This is a genomic window from Paenibacillus sp. 1182, from assembly GCF_017833915.1.
Lineage (GTDB): Bacteria > Bacillota > Bacilli > Paenibacillales > Paenibacillaceae > Paenibacillus > Paenibacillus polymyxa_D.
In genome coordinates this window covers 208,729-224,976 of record NZ_JAFICR010000010.1, presented here as the reverse complement: position 1 = coordinate 224,976, position 16,248 = coordinate 208,729, and the positions used below count along the sequence as shown (strand labels likewise).

The following is a 16,248-nucleotide window of genomic DNA, read 5'->3' as shown; positions in this document are numbered from 1 at the left end:
TAGTCTTTGACATCCATTTTTGCAGGATTGGTTATAGCACCCACTATGGAAGTTAACAGGAGGATTCATATGAGTGAGAAACAGTGGAAAATCGAAAGTAGATTGGCACAAATCGGTTCAGTAGAAGAGCCAGTAACCGGGGCTGTTAATTACCCGATTTACCAATCTACGGCGTTCCGCCATCCCCGTCTGGGTCAAAGCACAGGATTTGATTACATTCGGACGATCAATCCCACGCGAAAGGTACTGGAAGAGGCTTCTGCTGCACTTGAATCGGGTGATGCAGGCTTTGCATGCAGCTCAGGTATGGCGGCGCTGCAAACGGTATTTGCATTGTTTGGACAGGGAGATCATCTCATAGTATCGCTGGATCTGTATGGCGGGACGTATCGTTTGCTGGAGCGTATTTTGTCTAAATTTGGTGTGACAGCCAGTTATGTGGATACGAACGATCTTGAAGCGCTCGAACAGTCATGTCGACCGAATACCAAAGCTGTATTCATAGAAACGCCTACAAATCCGTTAATGATGATTACTGATATTCGAGCGGTGGCTAAATGGGCATCACAACATCAGTTGCTTACCATTGTAGATAATACGCTGCTAACGCCATATTTCCAGCGGCCATTGGAACTGGGCGCGGATATTGTGGTACATAGCGCAACCAAATATTTGGGCGGACACAATGATGTGCTGGCAGGGTTGATCGTAACCAAAGGCAAAGAGCTATCAGCTGAAATTGCATTCCTGCACAATTCCATAGGGGCAGTGCTTTCCCCAAGCGATTGCTACCAGTTAATGAAGGGCATGAAGACGTTAGCGCTGCGTATGGACCGGCACGAGCATAATGCAACAGTGCTGTCTAACTATTTACTGACGCATCCGGCTGTGGCGGAAGTATTTTATCCAGCTCTAGAAGGCCATCCAGGTCGTGAGATTCAAAATAAACAATCCAGCGGAAATACGGGTATCTTTTCCTTTAAAGTAAAGGATGCTCGTTATGTGGAACCTTTGCTTCGTCACATTAAGCTCATTGCGTTTGCGGAAAGTCTCGGCGGTGTGGAATCGTTAATGACCTATCCCGCTGTGCAGACACATGCGGACATACCAGCAGAAATTCGGGATGCAGTCGGGGTAGATGACAGGCTGTTGCGTTTCTCCGTAGGCATTGAGCATACAGACGACCTAATTGAAGATTTACGTTCGGCGTTGGAAGCGGCACGTCAAGAAGTAGAAGGAGGAGAGCTGCAATGATAGAGGATGCGAGGAGGATCGGGCAGGATCTGAACAAAGAGCGGAAGTTCGCTACCAAGCTGCTGCATTTTGGCTCTGAAATTGACAGCGTTACGGGGGCATCGAGCGTCCCGATCTATCAAGCTTCTACCTTCCACCATCACGATATTTTTAATCCTCCACAGCATGACTATAGCCGTTCAGGTAATCCGACACGACAAGCTTTGGAGGATTATATCGCTTTATTAGAAGGCGGGGCGTGCGGTTTTGCCTTTGCATCAGGTATGGCGGCCATCTCTACTACATTTATGCTCTTGTCTGCTGGAGATCATGTCATTGTTTCCGAGGACGTATATGGAGGAACATATCGACTGCTGACCTCCATTTTGAAACGGATGAATATCGAAACGACCTTCGTCGACATGACGGACCTCAACCTTGTGAAAGATGCGTTGCAGGAGAATACAAGGGCTGTATATATGGAAACTCCGTCCAATCCGACACTCAAAATTACCGATGTGGCAGGAATAACTTCTTGGGCACAGGACAACGGGCTTTTAACGTTATTGGATAATACTTTTATGACACCTTATTATCAACGTCCGATTGAGCAGGGAGTTGATATTGTATTGCACAGTGCGACCAAGTTTCTGGGCGGACACAGCGATGTGCTGGCAGGACTTGCGGTAGCACGTACCGAATCGTTGGGAAGACAAATCAAGCAGCTCCAAAATGGACTGGGTACCGTGTTGGCTCCGCAGGAGTCATGGTTGCTCATGCGCGGTATGAAGACACTGGAGGCTCGTATGGCTCACAGCGAAAAGAGCGCAGCGAAGCTCGCTAACTGGCTGAACGAGCGCAACGACATTGAGGCGGTATACTACCCGGGTCTGGAGAATCATCCAGGGCGTGAAGTTCATGAGCGCCAATCCAGCGGTTATGGTGCAGTGATATCTTTTGATGTGGGTTCTGGTGAGCGTGCAAAAGAAGTCCTCAGTCGCGTACGTATTCCAATTGTAGCGGTGAGTCTGGGAGCTGTGGAAAGCATCTTGTCGTATCCGGCGATGATGTCACATGCGGCTATGCCCCATAGTGTACGATTGGAGCGCGGGATTACGAACGGACTGCTCCGTTTCTCCGTAGGTTTGGAGGATATTGACGACCTGATCAGTGATCTGGATGAGGCGCTGCGCTAGAGCGTTAGCACATCCGCAGCATCTTTGTCGTTTTCACGCTGAGAGCAAATATGTACAGTACTAAACAGCAAGTTTCCAGTATTTCAGGAGGCTTGCTGTTTTCTATAAAATAACATGAACGACAGTGTGAAAAAAGACACTTTTCAGTTCTGTTTTCTTATTTTTTGGCTATATGCAACGTTGAGATAAGCTTGGCAGTTGCCTGTTTTCCTAGGTGAAAAGCAGAAAAAAGCGGGAATAAGTATGGTTGCTTACCTAAAGATATGTTAGTATTATCATTAGGTTTTACTATGCTAAATAGCACAGACAACATACAAGGCTAGTCATGAACATACATTACGGCAGGGTTCGAACGCAGGTTTGTGAAAGCATTCTCGTTCATAAGTCCTGTCGTTCATTTCGTCGCCCTGTGACAGCGAAGGAGGATACACCATGAGTGTAATCGACCATATTTTAGATAAAGCCCTACGCGGCGAACGCCTGAATTTAGAGGATACCGTTGCTTTGTTCGAATCAGACGAGGTAGAAAAAATCGGTCATGCGGCGAATAAAGTCATGAATCGCATGCATCCCGATCCCGTTAAAACCTTCGTTATCGGACGAAATATTAACTATACAAACGTGTGTGACGTATACTGTCGCTTCTGCGCTTTTTATCGTAGACCAGGTTCTGATGAAGGTTATGTTTTGCCGGATGAGGTGATCTTTCAGAAGATCAAGGAAACGCAGGAAGTAGGTGGCACCGAAATTCTAATGCAAGGCGGTGTGAACCCGAATCTGCCGTTCAGTTATTATACCGATTTGCTGAAAGATATCAAGGAGCGTTTTCCCGATATTACGATGCACTCCTTCTCGCCAGCTGAAATTCACAAAATGAAGGAGAAATCTGGTCTTTCTATGGAAGAAACAATCCGCGCCATTCATGAAGCTGGATTGGATTCGCTTCCGGGCGGAGGTGGAGAAATTTTGGATGACCGCACACGCCGCAAAATTAGCCGTCTCAAAGGCTCTTGGCGTGATTGGATGGATGTCATGCAAACGGCTCATAAGGTTGGGATGAACACGACTGCTACGATGGTTATTGGCTTTGGCGAGTTGATGGAGGAGCGTGCGCTGCATTTGTTGCGTGTTCGTGATGCTCAGGACGAATGCATTGAAAACAAATATAATTCTGAAGGATTTTTGGCCTTTATTCCTTGGACCTTCCAGCCAGACAATACCAACCTGAAGAAGGAACGTCAGACGCCGGAGGAATATCTGAAGACCGTTGCGATCAGTCGTCTTGTATTGGATAACATCAAGCATATTCAATCCTCATGGGTAACTATGGGACCTGAAATCGGTAAAAAATCGTTGTACTACGGTTGCGATGATTTTGGTAGCACCATGATTGAGGAAAACGTAGTTTCCGCTGCAGGCGCAACGTATAAGGTTAACATTGAATCCATTTTACAGTTGATCCGCGAGACGGGTCACATTCCGGCACAGCGTAATACCCGTTATGATATTATTCGTACTTTTGACAGTGCCAGCAGTATTGAACATGATTTTATCATGCAGAATTAATATCCGTTAATATAGTGTTCATTACAAAACGCCTATCTGTACTAATCGTTATACATAGATTAGTGCAGATAAGCGTTTTTTGATGTGTTACTTTGCTATGCTTTCCATCGTTTCATATACATGATCTCAGCTTGCGGGTCTGCCATTTGGATGACTGCCTTAAAGCGCTGCAAATCCAACAGATGAACGCTGTAAACGATGACCATTTGTTCTTTTTTATCCTCAGATTCGCTTTTGATCTTGCCCTCTATCTGGGCAGAGCCTTCAACAGGCGTGCTGTGTATACGCAACCTGCGATATATAGCATCCTCGACGGTTGGCTGCTTCTTGCTGACAACACAAACCATACGCGTCAGACCGGTAAACATCAGCCGGGTCGTTTCGTAGGCGGCGAGGCAGGATAAGGCTGAATATAGAGCTGGCTCCCAGCCTAGCACAAAGCCAGCTGTAATGAGCAGCAGACCGTTACATAGCATAACAATCTGTATTAACGGAATCTTGCGGTGTGTTAGCAACAATGTGGATGGACGGCCATCGCCTGTTTCGTTAAGTCCTAGTGAATCAAGCAGACCACCGTGACGAGCTGCCAGCCCTGCGCCAAGACCGATACAGATTCCGCCGCCCAAAGCACATACGACCGGATGGCCGCTCACTGCCGGAAAAGGCGAAAGAATGATGGCTGAGCCTGAAAAGGCGAACAAGCCGGGTAGTGCACGGAGCAGCATGGGTTTGTGAGTGGATAATGAATACAGCAGCATGAGTGGCAAGTTCAAAACGAATAGCAATAACCCAAAATGCTCTTGTGTATAAAGCGACATGAGTCTGGAGATCCCCGTGACGCCTCCAGCGATCATATCATGCGGATGCAAAAACAATTCCAGACCGACGGATGCCGTAATTCCGCCAATCACCGTATAAAAGACAGGGAACCTGCTCGCATCTTCTGAAGCGGGCTTCACAAGCCGCCTCATAGAGTTTCGGCATGTTTAATAGCGTGCGGCATAGCCTTCCCTCCTATGGATTGTCGTATCCAGCTTTACAGTTACGCCGAGTTACTTTCTTCTTTTCGTAGGCGGGGGTCCTTGAACTTGAATATTTTGTTTAACATATTAAAAATAGGTTTTGACTGCTTTGTGAGAAGTGGTCCAAGAATGGCCAGTATGAGTACATAGATGGCTGCAAAAGGTTGAACAATATCAAGTAAACCACCTTCTTTACCCAAGTTGGCCATGATAATCGAAAATTCACCCCGTGCCACAATGGTCAGTCCGATATTTGCTGACGCTTTGGGAGATAAGGAGGCCGTACGCCCAGCCAACATTCCTGCCCAAATGTTCCCAAATAACGTGAGAACGACTGCTGCCAGCGCAAGCCATATCGCGTTTCCTCCTAGGGACAGTGGATCAATGGATAGCCCAAAGCTGAAAAAGAACAGAGCGCCAAAGAAATCGCGGAAAGGAACAATTAAATGCTCGATCCGTTTGGCATGTTCCGTTTCGGCCAGTACGAGACCGACTAACAGGGCGCCGATAGCTTCCGCCACATGAATCGTTTCCGAAAAACCAGCCACCAGAAACAGGGAGCCGAAAACAACAAGTCCGAATACCTCATTGGAGCGAATACGGAGAATCCGATTTAACAGAGGGACGGCCTTACGACCCATAATAATGACTGCAAGCATAAAGCCAAGCGCGATTAGCGCTGATAGCAGTACACCCCCGAGCGAGGATGAATCGCTAAGAACCAATCCGGAGAGGATGGAGATGTATACGGCGAGGAAAACATCCTCGAACATAATAATGCCCAAAATCATTTCAGTTTCAGCATTGGCAGTCCGCTTGAGATCTACCAGCACCTTCGCAGCAATAGCACTGGATGATATGGTTGTAATTCCGGCGATAACCAGTGTTTCTGCTACAGGAAAGCCGCTCAGGAAGCCAAGAGCCAGCCCCAGTGTGAAATTGATGCCAATATAAATGGTGCCACCCACGGCAATGGAGCGGCCTGATTTAATTAACCGACCTACTGAAAACTCCAGACCCAAGTAGAAGAGAAGAAACAGCACTCCGATTCTTCCCATAAAATCAATAAAAGGGGCGCTTTCGATAAAGCGAAAATCAAAATGCCATAGCTCCATCGCATGCGGTCCAACTGCCATTCCGATCAGGATATAAAAAGGGATGACCGAGAAGCGCAGTTTGGAGGAAATAAGTCCGGCTGCAGCGATGAGAGCAATAGCCAATCCAACCTCAAATACCAGATGATCCATCCAATCACCCGCTTCCGTTCATAAGGATTTGTTTAAAGCGTTTTTGCTGATCGCGTTCCCCAACAACAACTACAGTGGCATCATCGTTAATAATCACTTCAGGACCAGGATTTACATATTTCATTCCCTTTTTCTCCACAATGGCAATAACAGTGGCTCCCGAATTTTGTCTAATATCCAGCTCACCGATGGATTTGCCAACACTTGCATAGTGAGATTCCACTCTATACCATTCGATAATAAAATCGTCAAACGTCATTTCTACACTTTCAAGCTGTTTCGGCTTATAAGTCATACCCCCGATGATGGAGGCTACCAATCGTGCTTCCTGATCATTCAGGGTTGTCATAGAAATACTTTGTTCCAAATCCTCGTAATCAAAGTGATACAACTCACGCCTGCCATCATCATGAATAATAATGACAATTCGGTCGCCACTCTCTGCATCTATTCGATACTTAATCCCGATTCCTGGCAAAATAGACTCTCGAATATCCATTTGTAAAGCCTCCTGTGCGATACGTTATTTAAATGAATGGTATGGGAAATAAATCACATGCTTTGGGAGTGACATGGAAACTTTCTTTTTGTATTAAATTTTATAAATTAACATAGAAAACCTGATAAATATACTTAACGTATTACACTTATTGGGAACGGTTAACAAATAGACATGCAAATGTGGTGATGTGCATGCTTAAGGGAGGTTAAGCCACATAACTAGAGGTAAATTTGATGGGGAACAAGTACAATTGCTTCTTTAGTTTGCAAATGACAGGAATAAAAGGCAGACGTAGTTTAGGGATGCTCAATAGCAGCACAAACGCTATCAAAATGACAAAGGGAAGTGATTTGGCCGCAGCGATCACCAGATGAAGTAAAGGGGAGGATTTGCGTATAGCTGGTTTGGGATGGTGCTCCAGACCGTGAGAATCGGTTTCTAACGAGGAAACATCAGCATGAGACAGGAGAGAAGATCCCGCAGTAAACTGAAGGGATTGAGTAGTGTCTTCCGCATGAAACGTCACAGGAAGGGACAAAATCTGAACGAGGCTCAATATGACGATCATGAATGTACGCAGCATGTTCAGCATCGTTGACATCTTATCTCCTCCCTCTTGTGAAAAATTCATATTAATTAACCTTAACATACCCCACCCTAAATATTCAAACGTCTTTCGTTTTTTTCCTATACCACAGTAATTGTTTATAACACGCCAACCGGCTTTTTGAAACCTGATCATCCTCTTTTGACTATGTCTTTCTGTTTCCAGTCGTTCACTTCGTATAACCCTTCAGAGGCCGCCATATACTGAAAGCAGTGATCGAAAGGAGTGAGCCAATGGAACTGTTTACAGTGTGGACCAATACAAACGGAGATCAGGAAACCGACCGGTTTTACGAAGTGGTCAAAAGTAGAACAAAGGGGCTACATATGTCACGGCGCGGATTTCGATTCACTTTCAGACAGCTGGACAACAAAGTGGCATGGACCTGCAAGGGCACAGAAAGCAATTCGGCGTTTGAAAGCTTTCTCCCCTGTGTATACAGCATCATGTCTTCGGCAATAGCGGATTATATTATCGAGGTCAAGGAGTGGGGGCTGCTTAATCTCATTCTCACCAAAGCCTGTTCGCTGCTGGAGAAAGAGGATACAGAGCAAATTCGCAGTATGATTCGTTCACTGTTAAACGATGATGGCCCGAGAGGTCGTTTGAAGCGTCATGGTAAGCTGACCACTCTCCTGGAGAAGGATTTTAAGGAGCTTCGTGTGATCAATTTGGAAGGACTGATTCAATTTAGGCTCCATGCGTATAAAAAAGAGCTTGAAGAAATCGTCGACTATGCCATGGAAGAATTCTGGGCAGATCGGCAATACGAAGAATTTATGGGGTTGCTTAAATATTTTGTTTTTTTTCAGGAAAGCAAAGTTCCGCTCGTACACGTACTTCACCAAGGCGGACATAATTTTACGATTCTGGATAGTGCCATGGTGCCGATACCGACTCCCGATGCAGATGACATCATTGTCGAGATGCCAGGCATTGAACTGGAAATGGAGGTCGAGGATCGAATCGTGAGCACCCTTATTTCGATTTCTCCTGCTTCCATTATATTGCATACAGACGATGAGCACACCCCCATAGTGCGGACACTCCTGCATATTTTTGAAGATAAAGTGAAGCTGAGCAGATTTTATCCAGGTCAGGATGTTCAAAAATAATAATCTGTTCGTATAAACCAATGGATTTCTGGAAAGCCTTTGCCTCAAGGGGAGGTTTTTTATGAGATCCATGTTGGTATGGAAACGGATTTTGGGAACCGTGTTAATCGCAACCTGTCTGGTATTGCCCGGCAATGAAGTTTACGGTCACAAAGAACCGGTCCAGCATAAGAAATGGCAGTCCACACCTGTTTTAGCTCCACGTGAAGAGCAGGTTATTACGACCATGACGGTCACAGCAACAGGATATACAGCAGGCTATGAATCGACTGGCAAACGGCCAAGTCATCCCGGTTACGGTATTACGTATTCCGGTGTAAAAGTGCGTCGTGACAAGAACACGCTGTCTACGATTGCGGCTGATCCCAAAACGTTTCCTTTGGGAAGCATATTGTACATTCCTGGTTATGGATACGGGATTGTAGCAGATACAGGTTCTGCGATTAAGGGCAATAAAATTGATTTGTATTTTAAAACAACCCGGCAGGTGTATTCTGAATGGGGCAAGAAAGATGTGGATGTTCAAATTATAAAAAAAGGTAACGGAAAATGTACGGAAAAGATGGTGAAATCGCTCCAAAAGGCGATAGAAACGCATAAAACCATTCCGACCGCGACACTGGATGCTTCCATATAATCCTTGAATATTGTTTTTTCCAACATCACATACTATGTTGCGGGATGAGTTTATCCCACAAAACATACTGGGAGGTTGAGAATTATGCCAAATCAAGGCGGAAGTTCTTTCACGAACAAAGGCTTCAATGCAAGCACAGGAAATCAGTTCAGAGCGGAATTTGCACAAGACAATACGGTAGGTGTTGTTTCACAAAAGGTAAAGCAGTCTGAACAAAATAAAATTCAAGACAACTTCCAGACACCAAATGAGAAGTATGATGAAGAATTTGCAACAGATCAAGGCGGTACAGGTGCAGTAGCACAAAAAGTTCAAAACTCTAGTCGCAACAAAATTCAAAACAATGCTCAAACACCGAATGAAAAGTTCGACGAAAACTTTAACACGAAATAAAAAAGCATATACAATCGATTATGCTCCGGATTATATCCGGGGCATTTCGTTTTGAGTAAAGTGGTTAGGTACAAATAGGTCTAAGGTTTTATCTCCTTTTTAATTGTTTTTAAGGTGGAATTAAGGTTTAAAGTGCAAAATAAAGTCAGTTAAACAACACCACCTTGAAGCATAGGGTTTGGGAGGAGATATACAATGGACGAATTTAAAAATAATAACTCCGGACGCCGGAACGACAACGATCAGGTTGATACCGATAACGTAACTCGGCAAAACGATTCGAACGGTTCCTCATATTATTATTCTTACGGCCCTTTTTCTTCAGTTCAATCGGACGGACAACGTAAGGAAGGGCAGTCGGTGGAAAAAGATGTTGAGATCACGCCACCGCAGGCAGTAAGACCCCTTCCTCCCTCATACCATCGTGCTATGCCTGAGCAACAGGATGGTTCGGGTCGAAATGGCGGCAACTGGCAATTCAAACCGAATAAGCCCAAGTCGCAGGTGAAAACAATTTTCTTATCTTTTTTGGCCGGGATGCTGGTCATTACAGTATTGATGTATACAGCTGACCGAACAAATATGTTCACACCCGAGACGGCGTTGACTTCGGCGGCAGCTGAAAGCGGAGAAACGACTAATTCAGGAACAACCAGTTCGACTCCAAGCGCAGTTCCGGCTGTGATGCCTTCAGGTACCGCTGATGTTCAATCTGTTGTGGCTAAGGCTGGACCGGCAGTCGTCAAAATCGAAACGCTTGCCAAACAAACCAGTGGCAGCAGCGGCAGACAAAGTAGCCCTTATTACAATGACCCGCTGTATCAATACTTTTTCGGTAATCAGTATGGTGACAGTGGCAGCAGCGGTAACAGTAATGAAAATGAAGGTAGCAACAGCGGACAGCTGACTCCGCTTGGTATTGGTTCCGGTTTTATTTTTGATAAATCGGGTTACGTCCTAACCAATAACCATGTTGTTGAAGGGGCGAGTGTGGTTCAGGTTACAGTAGAGGGAACTAATAAGCCTTACGAAGCCAAAGTCTTGGGCAAAAATGCTGATCTTGATTTGGCGGTACTTAAAATTGAAGGCAAAAATAACTTTCCGACAGTAACTTTGGGTGACTCCGATAACGCTAAAGTCGGCGAGTGGATGGTCGCAATTGGCAACCCTGAAGGCTTTGAGCATTCGGTAACAGCCGGGGTGCTAAGTGCGAAAGAACGTACGATCACCATTAATAGTGAATCAACTGGAAAACCGACGCAATACAAGCATCTCATTCAGACGGATGCGTCCATTAACCCTGGTAACTCTGGTGGACCGCTGTTAAATCTGCAAGGGCAAGTTATCGGTATGAACGTAGCTGTTAGTGCAGACGCACAGGGAATCGGGTTTGCGATTCCGTCCAATACGATTTTGGAAGTCGTCGATAAGCTGAAAAATAACCAGCCTATCCCTAAAGAACCTGTGCCTTTCATTGGTGCAAGTCTGTTAAATTTGAGTCCTGAAGTAGCCAAAGAACTGGGAACAACCCTGACCGAAGGCTCGGTTGTGCGGGATATTATATACAAATCACCAGCTTATCAGGCTGATCTGCGTCCTTACGATGTGATTATCGGAGCCAATGGCACGCCTTATAGCACATCACAAGAGCTGATCCAGTTCATTCAAAAACAAAAAGTGGGTACAGCACTGACGCTTAACATCGAACGAGCTGGGCAGAAAAAAGATGTTCAACTGAAAATTGGCAACAAAAATGACTTTAGCTCGACGCTCCAGCAATAAGATGATAACTTTACAAAAATGAACATGTGCACGCAAGAAACGGAAGGAAGTTCCCTTCCGTTTCTTGCTGTATGAAGTAGCGAGATGCTACGCGCGTGTACTCCTGCTACAATAGAGGGAAAAGAAGAGATAAAGGAGTTCGATCGTGTATGCGTTCTACTATTTTGATCATTGATGACGATGAAAAAATTGTTTCCATGCTGCGCAGAGGGCTGGCATTTGAAGGCTATGAAGTGCTGACAGCCGCCAATGGAGCAGAGGGATTAAATAAAATGCTGACAGCTGAGCCTGATGTAGTCGTGCTGGATGTAATGATGCCGCAAGTCGATGGTTTTGAGGTATGCCGTCGCATGCGGGAGGGGGGGAGCACGGTACCTGTCCTAATGCTTACAGCCAAGGATGAGGTTGAGAATCGGGTTAAAGGCTTGGATCTAGGGGCCGATGATTATCTCGTCAAGCCGTTTGCTCTGGAGGAGTTGCTGGCACGAGTGCGAGCGCTTTTGCGGCGTAAAACCGAACAACAGGGCAATAACGGAAATAGACTTACCTTCGAGGATTTACAACTGGATAACGAATCCCGTGAAGTGGTTCGTGGCGGCAAACGCTTGGAACTGACGGCCAAAGAATTTGAACTGCTCCATTTGTTCATGCAAAACCCGAAGCGTGTTCTGTCGCGTGATCTGATTATGGACAAAATTTGGGGCTATGACTATAGCGGAGAATCGAATGTGCTCGAAGTATATGTTGCCATGCTACGACAAAAAACGGAGCAGGATGGCGGTAAACGTCTCATTCGTACAATTCGGGGAGCTGGCTACATTTTAAGAGGTGATGTGTAATATGTCTATTCGGTGGCGGCTGACAGCTTGGTATTCGAGCATCTTGGCTATAGTGCTTGTCATTTTTGGTCTGGCTATTTACGGACTGGTTTATTATTACACATACAATGAAGTAAAAAGTCAGCTTACGACTCAGGCGCCACGGATTAACAAGCAGCTACTGCTTACAATTAAAGGGGGGTTATTTGAAGTCCCCAATCTGGATTTGGGTTTAGTGCAAGAACGTGGAATTGATGATTCACAGCTATATGTACAAATTTACAATTATACATCAGGTGTTACCAAAACCACCCAAAACATGAAAGACCTCAATATCACCTTCCCTGTTCCATCTACAGCGACAGGAGCAGTTCAAAATGAGGGAATCCGGCGTGTGAACGTAAATGGGGATACCTTTATGATTTACCAACAGCCCATTAAGTCCGAGGAGTTGGGCTTGGTAGTCGGGTTGCTACAGGTAGGACAATTCACGGGCTCTCAGGATCGACTCATGAACAGGTTGCAAAATGTGCTTGTATATGGTTCGTTGTTTGCATTACTTGCTGCTGCGACTTCAGGTCTCTTTCTGGCCCGCAAGTCTATGAAGCCGCTGGTCAAGGTAATTGAGGGGGCAAATCAGATTCAATCCAGTAATGATTTGAGTGTTCGGATTGAATATGACGGACCACCAGATGAAATTGGACAATTAATCGGGACAGTTAACAACATGCTGGGGCGTACAGAGGTGTTTTACAAGGAGTTGGAAGATGCGTACGGTGCACAGCGCCGCTTTGTGGCTGATGCTTCCCATGAGCTTCGTACGCCGCTAACGACGATCCGTGGCAACGTTGATTTTTTGCTCAAAATGTGGACTACCGAACCAGGAGAGCGACCGAATATGGATGAAGAGATGATTCGTGAGCTTTCTATGGAGGCATTAAATGACATGGCAGATGAAGGCAAACGGATGAGTCGTTTGGTGAGTGATATGTTGTCACTTGCGAGAGCAGACACAGGGAAAACGTTCGATAAGACTCCCGTTGCGCTGGAACCCCTTGTAAGTGAGGTTGCCCGTCGTGCTCAGTTTTTAGAGCGAACGGCCGAATGGAATGTGGGAGATTTTTCGTTGCTGAATGGTATTTATATGGATGGGAGCAAGGATTATTTACAGCAAATGCTATTCATTTTCATTGATAATGCATTCAAATACACACCTGAAGGCACGGTCCGATTTGATGCCATTGTTTATCAAGGACAGGTAGGGCTACGGATCAGTGATACGGGCATTGGAATGGACAAGAGTGAGGTTCCCTTTATTTTTGACCGCTTTTACCGGGCAGATGAGTCGCGCGGGGTGACAGAGGGAATTGGATTGGGGCTGTCTATTGCCAAGTGGATTATTGATGAACATCACGGGTCTGTGGAAGTGGTTACGCGTCAAGGAGAAGGAACGACATTTGTCATCTGGCTTCCGGTCAGCTTTTCCGCGCCTTTGGAATAGGCTATAATAGGAAGGCAACTACATCATAGAATTGGCCGGTAAAGGCTTGGATGCCCACAGCTACCGAGTTATCGGAGCTGTATACTGTGTCGAAGAAAGCGGGGGCTCATTTTGGAAGTACTCAGAATTTCGCCCCGGGGTTACTGCTACGGCGTAGTCGATGCCATGGTATTGGCTCGTCAGGCAGCCAGAAATCTGGACTTACCCCGGCCTATTTATATATTGGGCATGATCGTGCATAACAGTCATGTCACGAATTCCTTTGAAGACGAAGGGATTATTACACTGGACGGCCCGAACCGTATGGAGATTTTAAGCCAGGTAGAGAGCGGCACTGTTATCTTTACTGCTCATGGCGTATCACCAGAGGTACGCAAGCTGGCACGAGACAAGGGGCTGACTACGGTAGACGCGACTTGCCCTGACGTCACAAAAACGCATGATCTGATTCGGGAGAAGTCTGCCGAAGGCTACCAGATTGTTTATATTGGCAAAAAGAATCATCCAGAGCCGGAGGGAGCTATCGGTATTGCTCCTGACCATGTTCATCTGATTGAAAAGGAAGAAGAGATCGACAGTCTTACGTTGCCAGCTGGCAAAATCCTTATCACGAATCAGACGACCATGAGCCAATGGGACATCAAGCACATTATGAAGAAGCTGCTGGAGAAGTTCCCGGGTGCTGAGATACACAATGAAATCTGTTTGGCGACGCAGGTACGTCAGGAAGCGGTAGCTGAGCAAGCTGGACAGGCGGATCTGGTGATCGTTGTCGGTGATCCACGCAGTAACAATTCAAACCGATTGGCTCAGGTGTCGGAGGAAATTGCTGGTACAACAGCTTATCGTATTTCTGATGTAAGCGAGCTGAAGAGAGAGTGGCTTGAGGGCGTAGCCAAAGTGGCTGTGACTTCTGGGGCTTCAACGCCGACACTGATTACCAAAGAGGTTATTACGTATTTGGAGCAGTATGATGCGGCTAACCCGGATACGTGGGAGATTCAGCGAACCATAGATATGAAAAAACTGCTGCCTCCTGTACGAGAGAAGTCAAAAACGACGAAATAGTATGCAATTGATTACAGCCGTTATTCGGATACAACCATCCGGATAGCGGCTTTTCAATTGTTTAAATTTATAGATATTATCCGGTAAGCTTCACTAAGTTTGAATATTGAATAATTCGGGATAATTAAACCTTGACGAGTATAGCTAAAACAGGTATAGTTGCTTTAACGAATAAAAGCTTAAAAGCGAACAAGCGTCTAAGTGTCATAATATCAATCTATTACTGGTTAATAAAATATGTTTCATAGAGAGGAAGAAAAAAATGATCGTTATCGCTGGTGTTCAAACACCTGAAGAGCATATTCAAGCTATTGTTGAAGTTATTGAGAAAGAAGGATTGCAGGCTCATGTATCAAGGGGATCGGATCGCACGATCATCGGACTGATCGGTAGCGTAGAGCCCAAGCTGGCTGAACATCTGCGTCAAATGAAAGGCGTAGAAAATGTGGTTAAAATATCGAAGTCCTATAAATTGGCCAGCCGTGATTTTCATCCGGAAAATACGGTTATCTCCATTAAAGGTGTAAATATCGGTGGGGGCGAGCTTGTCATTATGGGTGGACCATGTGCCGTTGAGTCTGCTGCACAGATAGATGAGATTGCCGGATTGGTCAAAGCAGCAGGTGCGCAAGTTCTCCGTGGAGGTGCCTTTAAGCCGCGTACAGGGCCTTACAGCTTCCAGGGAACTGGTGTAGAAGGACTGATCATGATGGCTGAGGCCGGCCAAAAGCACGACCTCCTGACCATCACAGAGGTCATGACACCTGAATACGTAGACATTTGTGCGGAATATGCCGATATCCTGCAAGTAGGTACACGTAATATGCAAAACTTTGATCTGCTGCGCAAGTTGGGAACTTGCGGCAAGCCAGTGTTGCTCAAACGCGGTTTTAGCTCGACTTATGACGAGTTTTTGAATGCTGCCGAGTACATCCTGGCAGGTGGCAATCCGAATGTTATGCTGTGTGAGCGCGGTATCCGCACATTTGAAACCTACACCAGAAATACACTCGATTTGTCCGCGATCCCTGTGTTGCAACAATTGAGCCATTTGCCAGTTATTTCTGATCCTAGCCATGGCACGGGTAGACGTGAATTGGTTGTTCCTATGACGAAGGCTTCGGTTGCTGCCGGAGCGGACGGACTAATTATTGAAATGCATACAGATCCCGACAACTCGATGACGGGTGATGGTGTGCAATCCCTGTTCCCGGATCAATTTTCAGATTTACTAAAAGATTTGGAAATATTGGCTCCTGCTGTGGGGAAAACATTTCACACGCCTAGTACCATTGCCTAAAACCAATGTTTAACATTAATGCATAAAAGTTTTGCTGCAACGCAGTAATGAGATTTAAATTGCCTAAAAGCCCGATGTTTCGGGCTTTTTGTGCTATCCAAATGTTATCAAGGGCGTAAGCATATCTAACATTAGTTTAAAAAATACCTTACATAGCTATTGACCCGTGTCATGTTTGAGATTTATAATGACGACAGAAAAAAACATTCGATCATGAACATTTCAGGGTTGTATAAGACTTAATGTTCGGAAAAATTGGGA

General features: G+C 45.6%; 15 protein-coding genes. 11 read left to right on the top strand and 4 right to left on the bottom strand.

Going from position 1 to position 16,248, the window contains the following annotated elements:
* Nucleotides 1–69 precede the first annotated feature (69 nt).
* From JOD82_RS20395 to mqnC, 3 genes are all read left to right on the top strand, one after another.
* Nucleotides 70–1,254: a PLP-dependent transferase gene (locus tag JOD82_RS20395; RefSeq protein ID WP_069012830.1), complete on the top strand. Its 1,185-nt coding sequence runs from the start codon at nt 70–72 to the stop codon at nt 1,252–1,254.
* Complete coding sequence (locus JOD82_RS20390) at nt 1,251–2,429, top strand: aminotransferase class I/II-fold pyridoxal phosphate-dependent enzyme (protein ID WP_069012829.1); 1,179 nt, start codon at nt 1,251–1,253, stop codon at nt 2,427–2,429. Before JOD82_RS20395 ends, JOD82_RS20390 begins: the two co-directional genes overlap by 4 nt.
* A 432-nt stretch (nt 2,430–2,861) precedes the next feature.
* The gene (mqnC, locus tag JOD82_RS20385; protein WP_069012828.1) at nt 2,862–3,995 is read left to right on the top strand and encodes a cyclic dehypoxanthinyl futalosine synthase; all 1,134 of its coding nucleotides are present in this window, start codon (nt 2,862–2,864) and stop codon (nt 3,993–3,995) included.
* A 95-nt stretch (nt 3,996–4,090) separates the two neighbouring features.
* On the opposite strand, the gene JOD82_RS20380 is transcribed toward mqnC, so the two are convergent.
* From JOD82_RS20380 to JOD82_RS20365, 4 genes are all read right to left on the bottom strand, one after another.
* Complete coding sequence (locus JOD82_RS20380; protein WP_069012827.1) at nt 4,091–4,954, bottom strand: YitT family protein; 864 nt, start codon at nt 4,952–4,954, stop codon at nt 4,091–4,093.
* An 83-nt stretch (nt 4,955–5,037) separates the two neighbouring features.
* Nucleotides 5,038–6,264 carry a cation:proton antiporter gene (locus tag JOD82_RS20375; RefSeq protein ID WP_069012826.1) on the bottom strand — a complete coding sequence of 409 codons (1,227 nt, stop codon included), beginning with the start codon at nt 6,262–6,264 and terminating at the stop codon, nt 5,038–5,040.
* A gap of 4 nt (nt 6,265–6,268) precedes the next feature.
* On the bottom strand, nt 6,269–6,763 hold the full coding sequence (locus JOD82_RS20370; RefSeq protein WP_039269782.1) for a cation:proton antiporter regulatory subunit: 495 nt from the start codon (nt 6,761–6,763) through the stop codon (nt 6,269–6,271).
* 208 nt (nt 6,764–6,971) lie between these two features.
* Entirely contained in the window at nt 6,972–7,367 is a 396-nt protein-coding gene (locus JOD82_RS20365; RefSeq protein ID WP_069012825.1) for a hypothetical protein, read from the bottom strand.
* Nucleotides 7,368–7,606: 239 nt separating this feature from the next.
* On the opposite strand from JOD82_RS20365, the gene JOD82_RS20360 reads away from it, so the two are divergent.
* The 8 genes from JOD82_RS20360 (at nt 7,607) to aroF (ending at nt 15,987) form a co-directional block, all read left to right on the top strand.
* On the top strand, nt 7,607–8,488 hold the full coding sequence (locus tag JOD82_RS20360; RefSeq protein WP_069012824.1) for a putative sporulation protein YtxC: 882 nt from the start codon (nt 7,607–7,609) through the stop codon (nt 8,486–8,488).
* A gap of 61 nt (nt 8,489–8,549) precedes the next feature.
* Nucleotides 8,550–9,125 (top strand): 3D domain-containing protein, encoded by a 576-nt coding sequence (locus JOD82_RS20355; protein ID WP_013309429.1) that lies wholly within the window; start codon nt 8,550–8,552, stop codon nt 9,123–9,125.
* Between the two features lie 84 nt (nt 9,126–9,209).
* Nucleotides 9,210–9,518, top strand: coding sequence for a hypothetical protein (locus tag JOD82_RS20350; RefSeq protein ID WP_069012823.1), 309 nt, complete (start codon nt 9,210–9,212; stop codon nt 9,516–9,518).
* 195 nt (nt 9,519–9,713) lie between these two features.
* Nucleotides 9,714–11,300: a S1C family serine protease gene (locus JOD82_RS20345; protein WP_029516508.1), complete on the top strand. Its 1,587-nt coding sequence runs from the start codon at nt 9,714–9,716 to the stop codon at nt 11,298–11,300.
* Nucleotides 11,301–11,449: 149 nt separating this feature from the next.
* Nucleotides 11,450–12,139: a response regulator transcription factor gene (locus JOD82_RS20340; RefSeq protein ID WP_069012822.1), complete on the top strand. Its 690-nt coding sequence runs from the start codon at nt 11,450–11,452 to the stop codon at nt 12,137–12,139.
* Nucleotide 12,140: 1 nt separating this feature from the next.
* Nucleotides 12,141–13,619, top strand: a complete 1,479-nt coding sequence (locus JOD82_RS20335; protein ID WP_029516510.1) for a sensor histidine kinase — start codon at nt 12,141–12,143, stop codon at nt 13,617–13,619.
* A gap of 111 nt (nt 13,620–13,730) precedes the next feature.
* Nucleotides 13,731–14,687 carry a 4-hydroxy-3-methylbut-2-enyl diphosphate reductase gene (locus JOD82_RS20330; protein WP_069012821.1) on the top strand — a complete coding sequence of 319 codons (957 nt, stop codon included), beginning with the start codon at nt 13,731–13,733 and terminating at the stop codon, nt 14,685–14,687.
* Nucleotides 14,688–14,949: 262 nt separating this feature from the next.
* A complete protein-coding gene (gene aroF / locus JOD82_RS20325; RefSeq protein WP_023987802.1) occupies nt 14,950–15,987 on the top strand; it encodes a 3-deoxy-7-phosphoheptulonate synthase in 1,038 nt (345 codons plus the stop codon).
* Nucleotides 15,988–16,248: the final 261 nt, after the last annotated feature.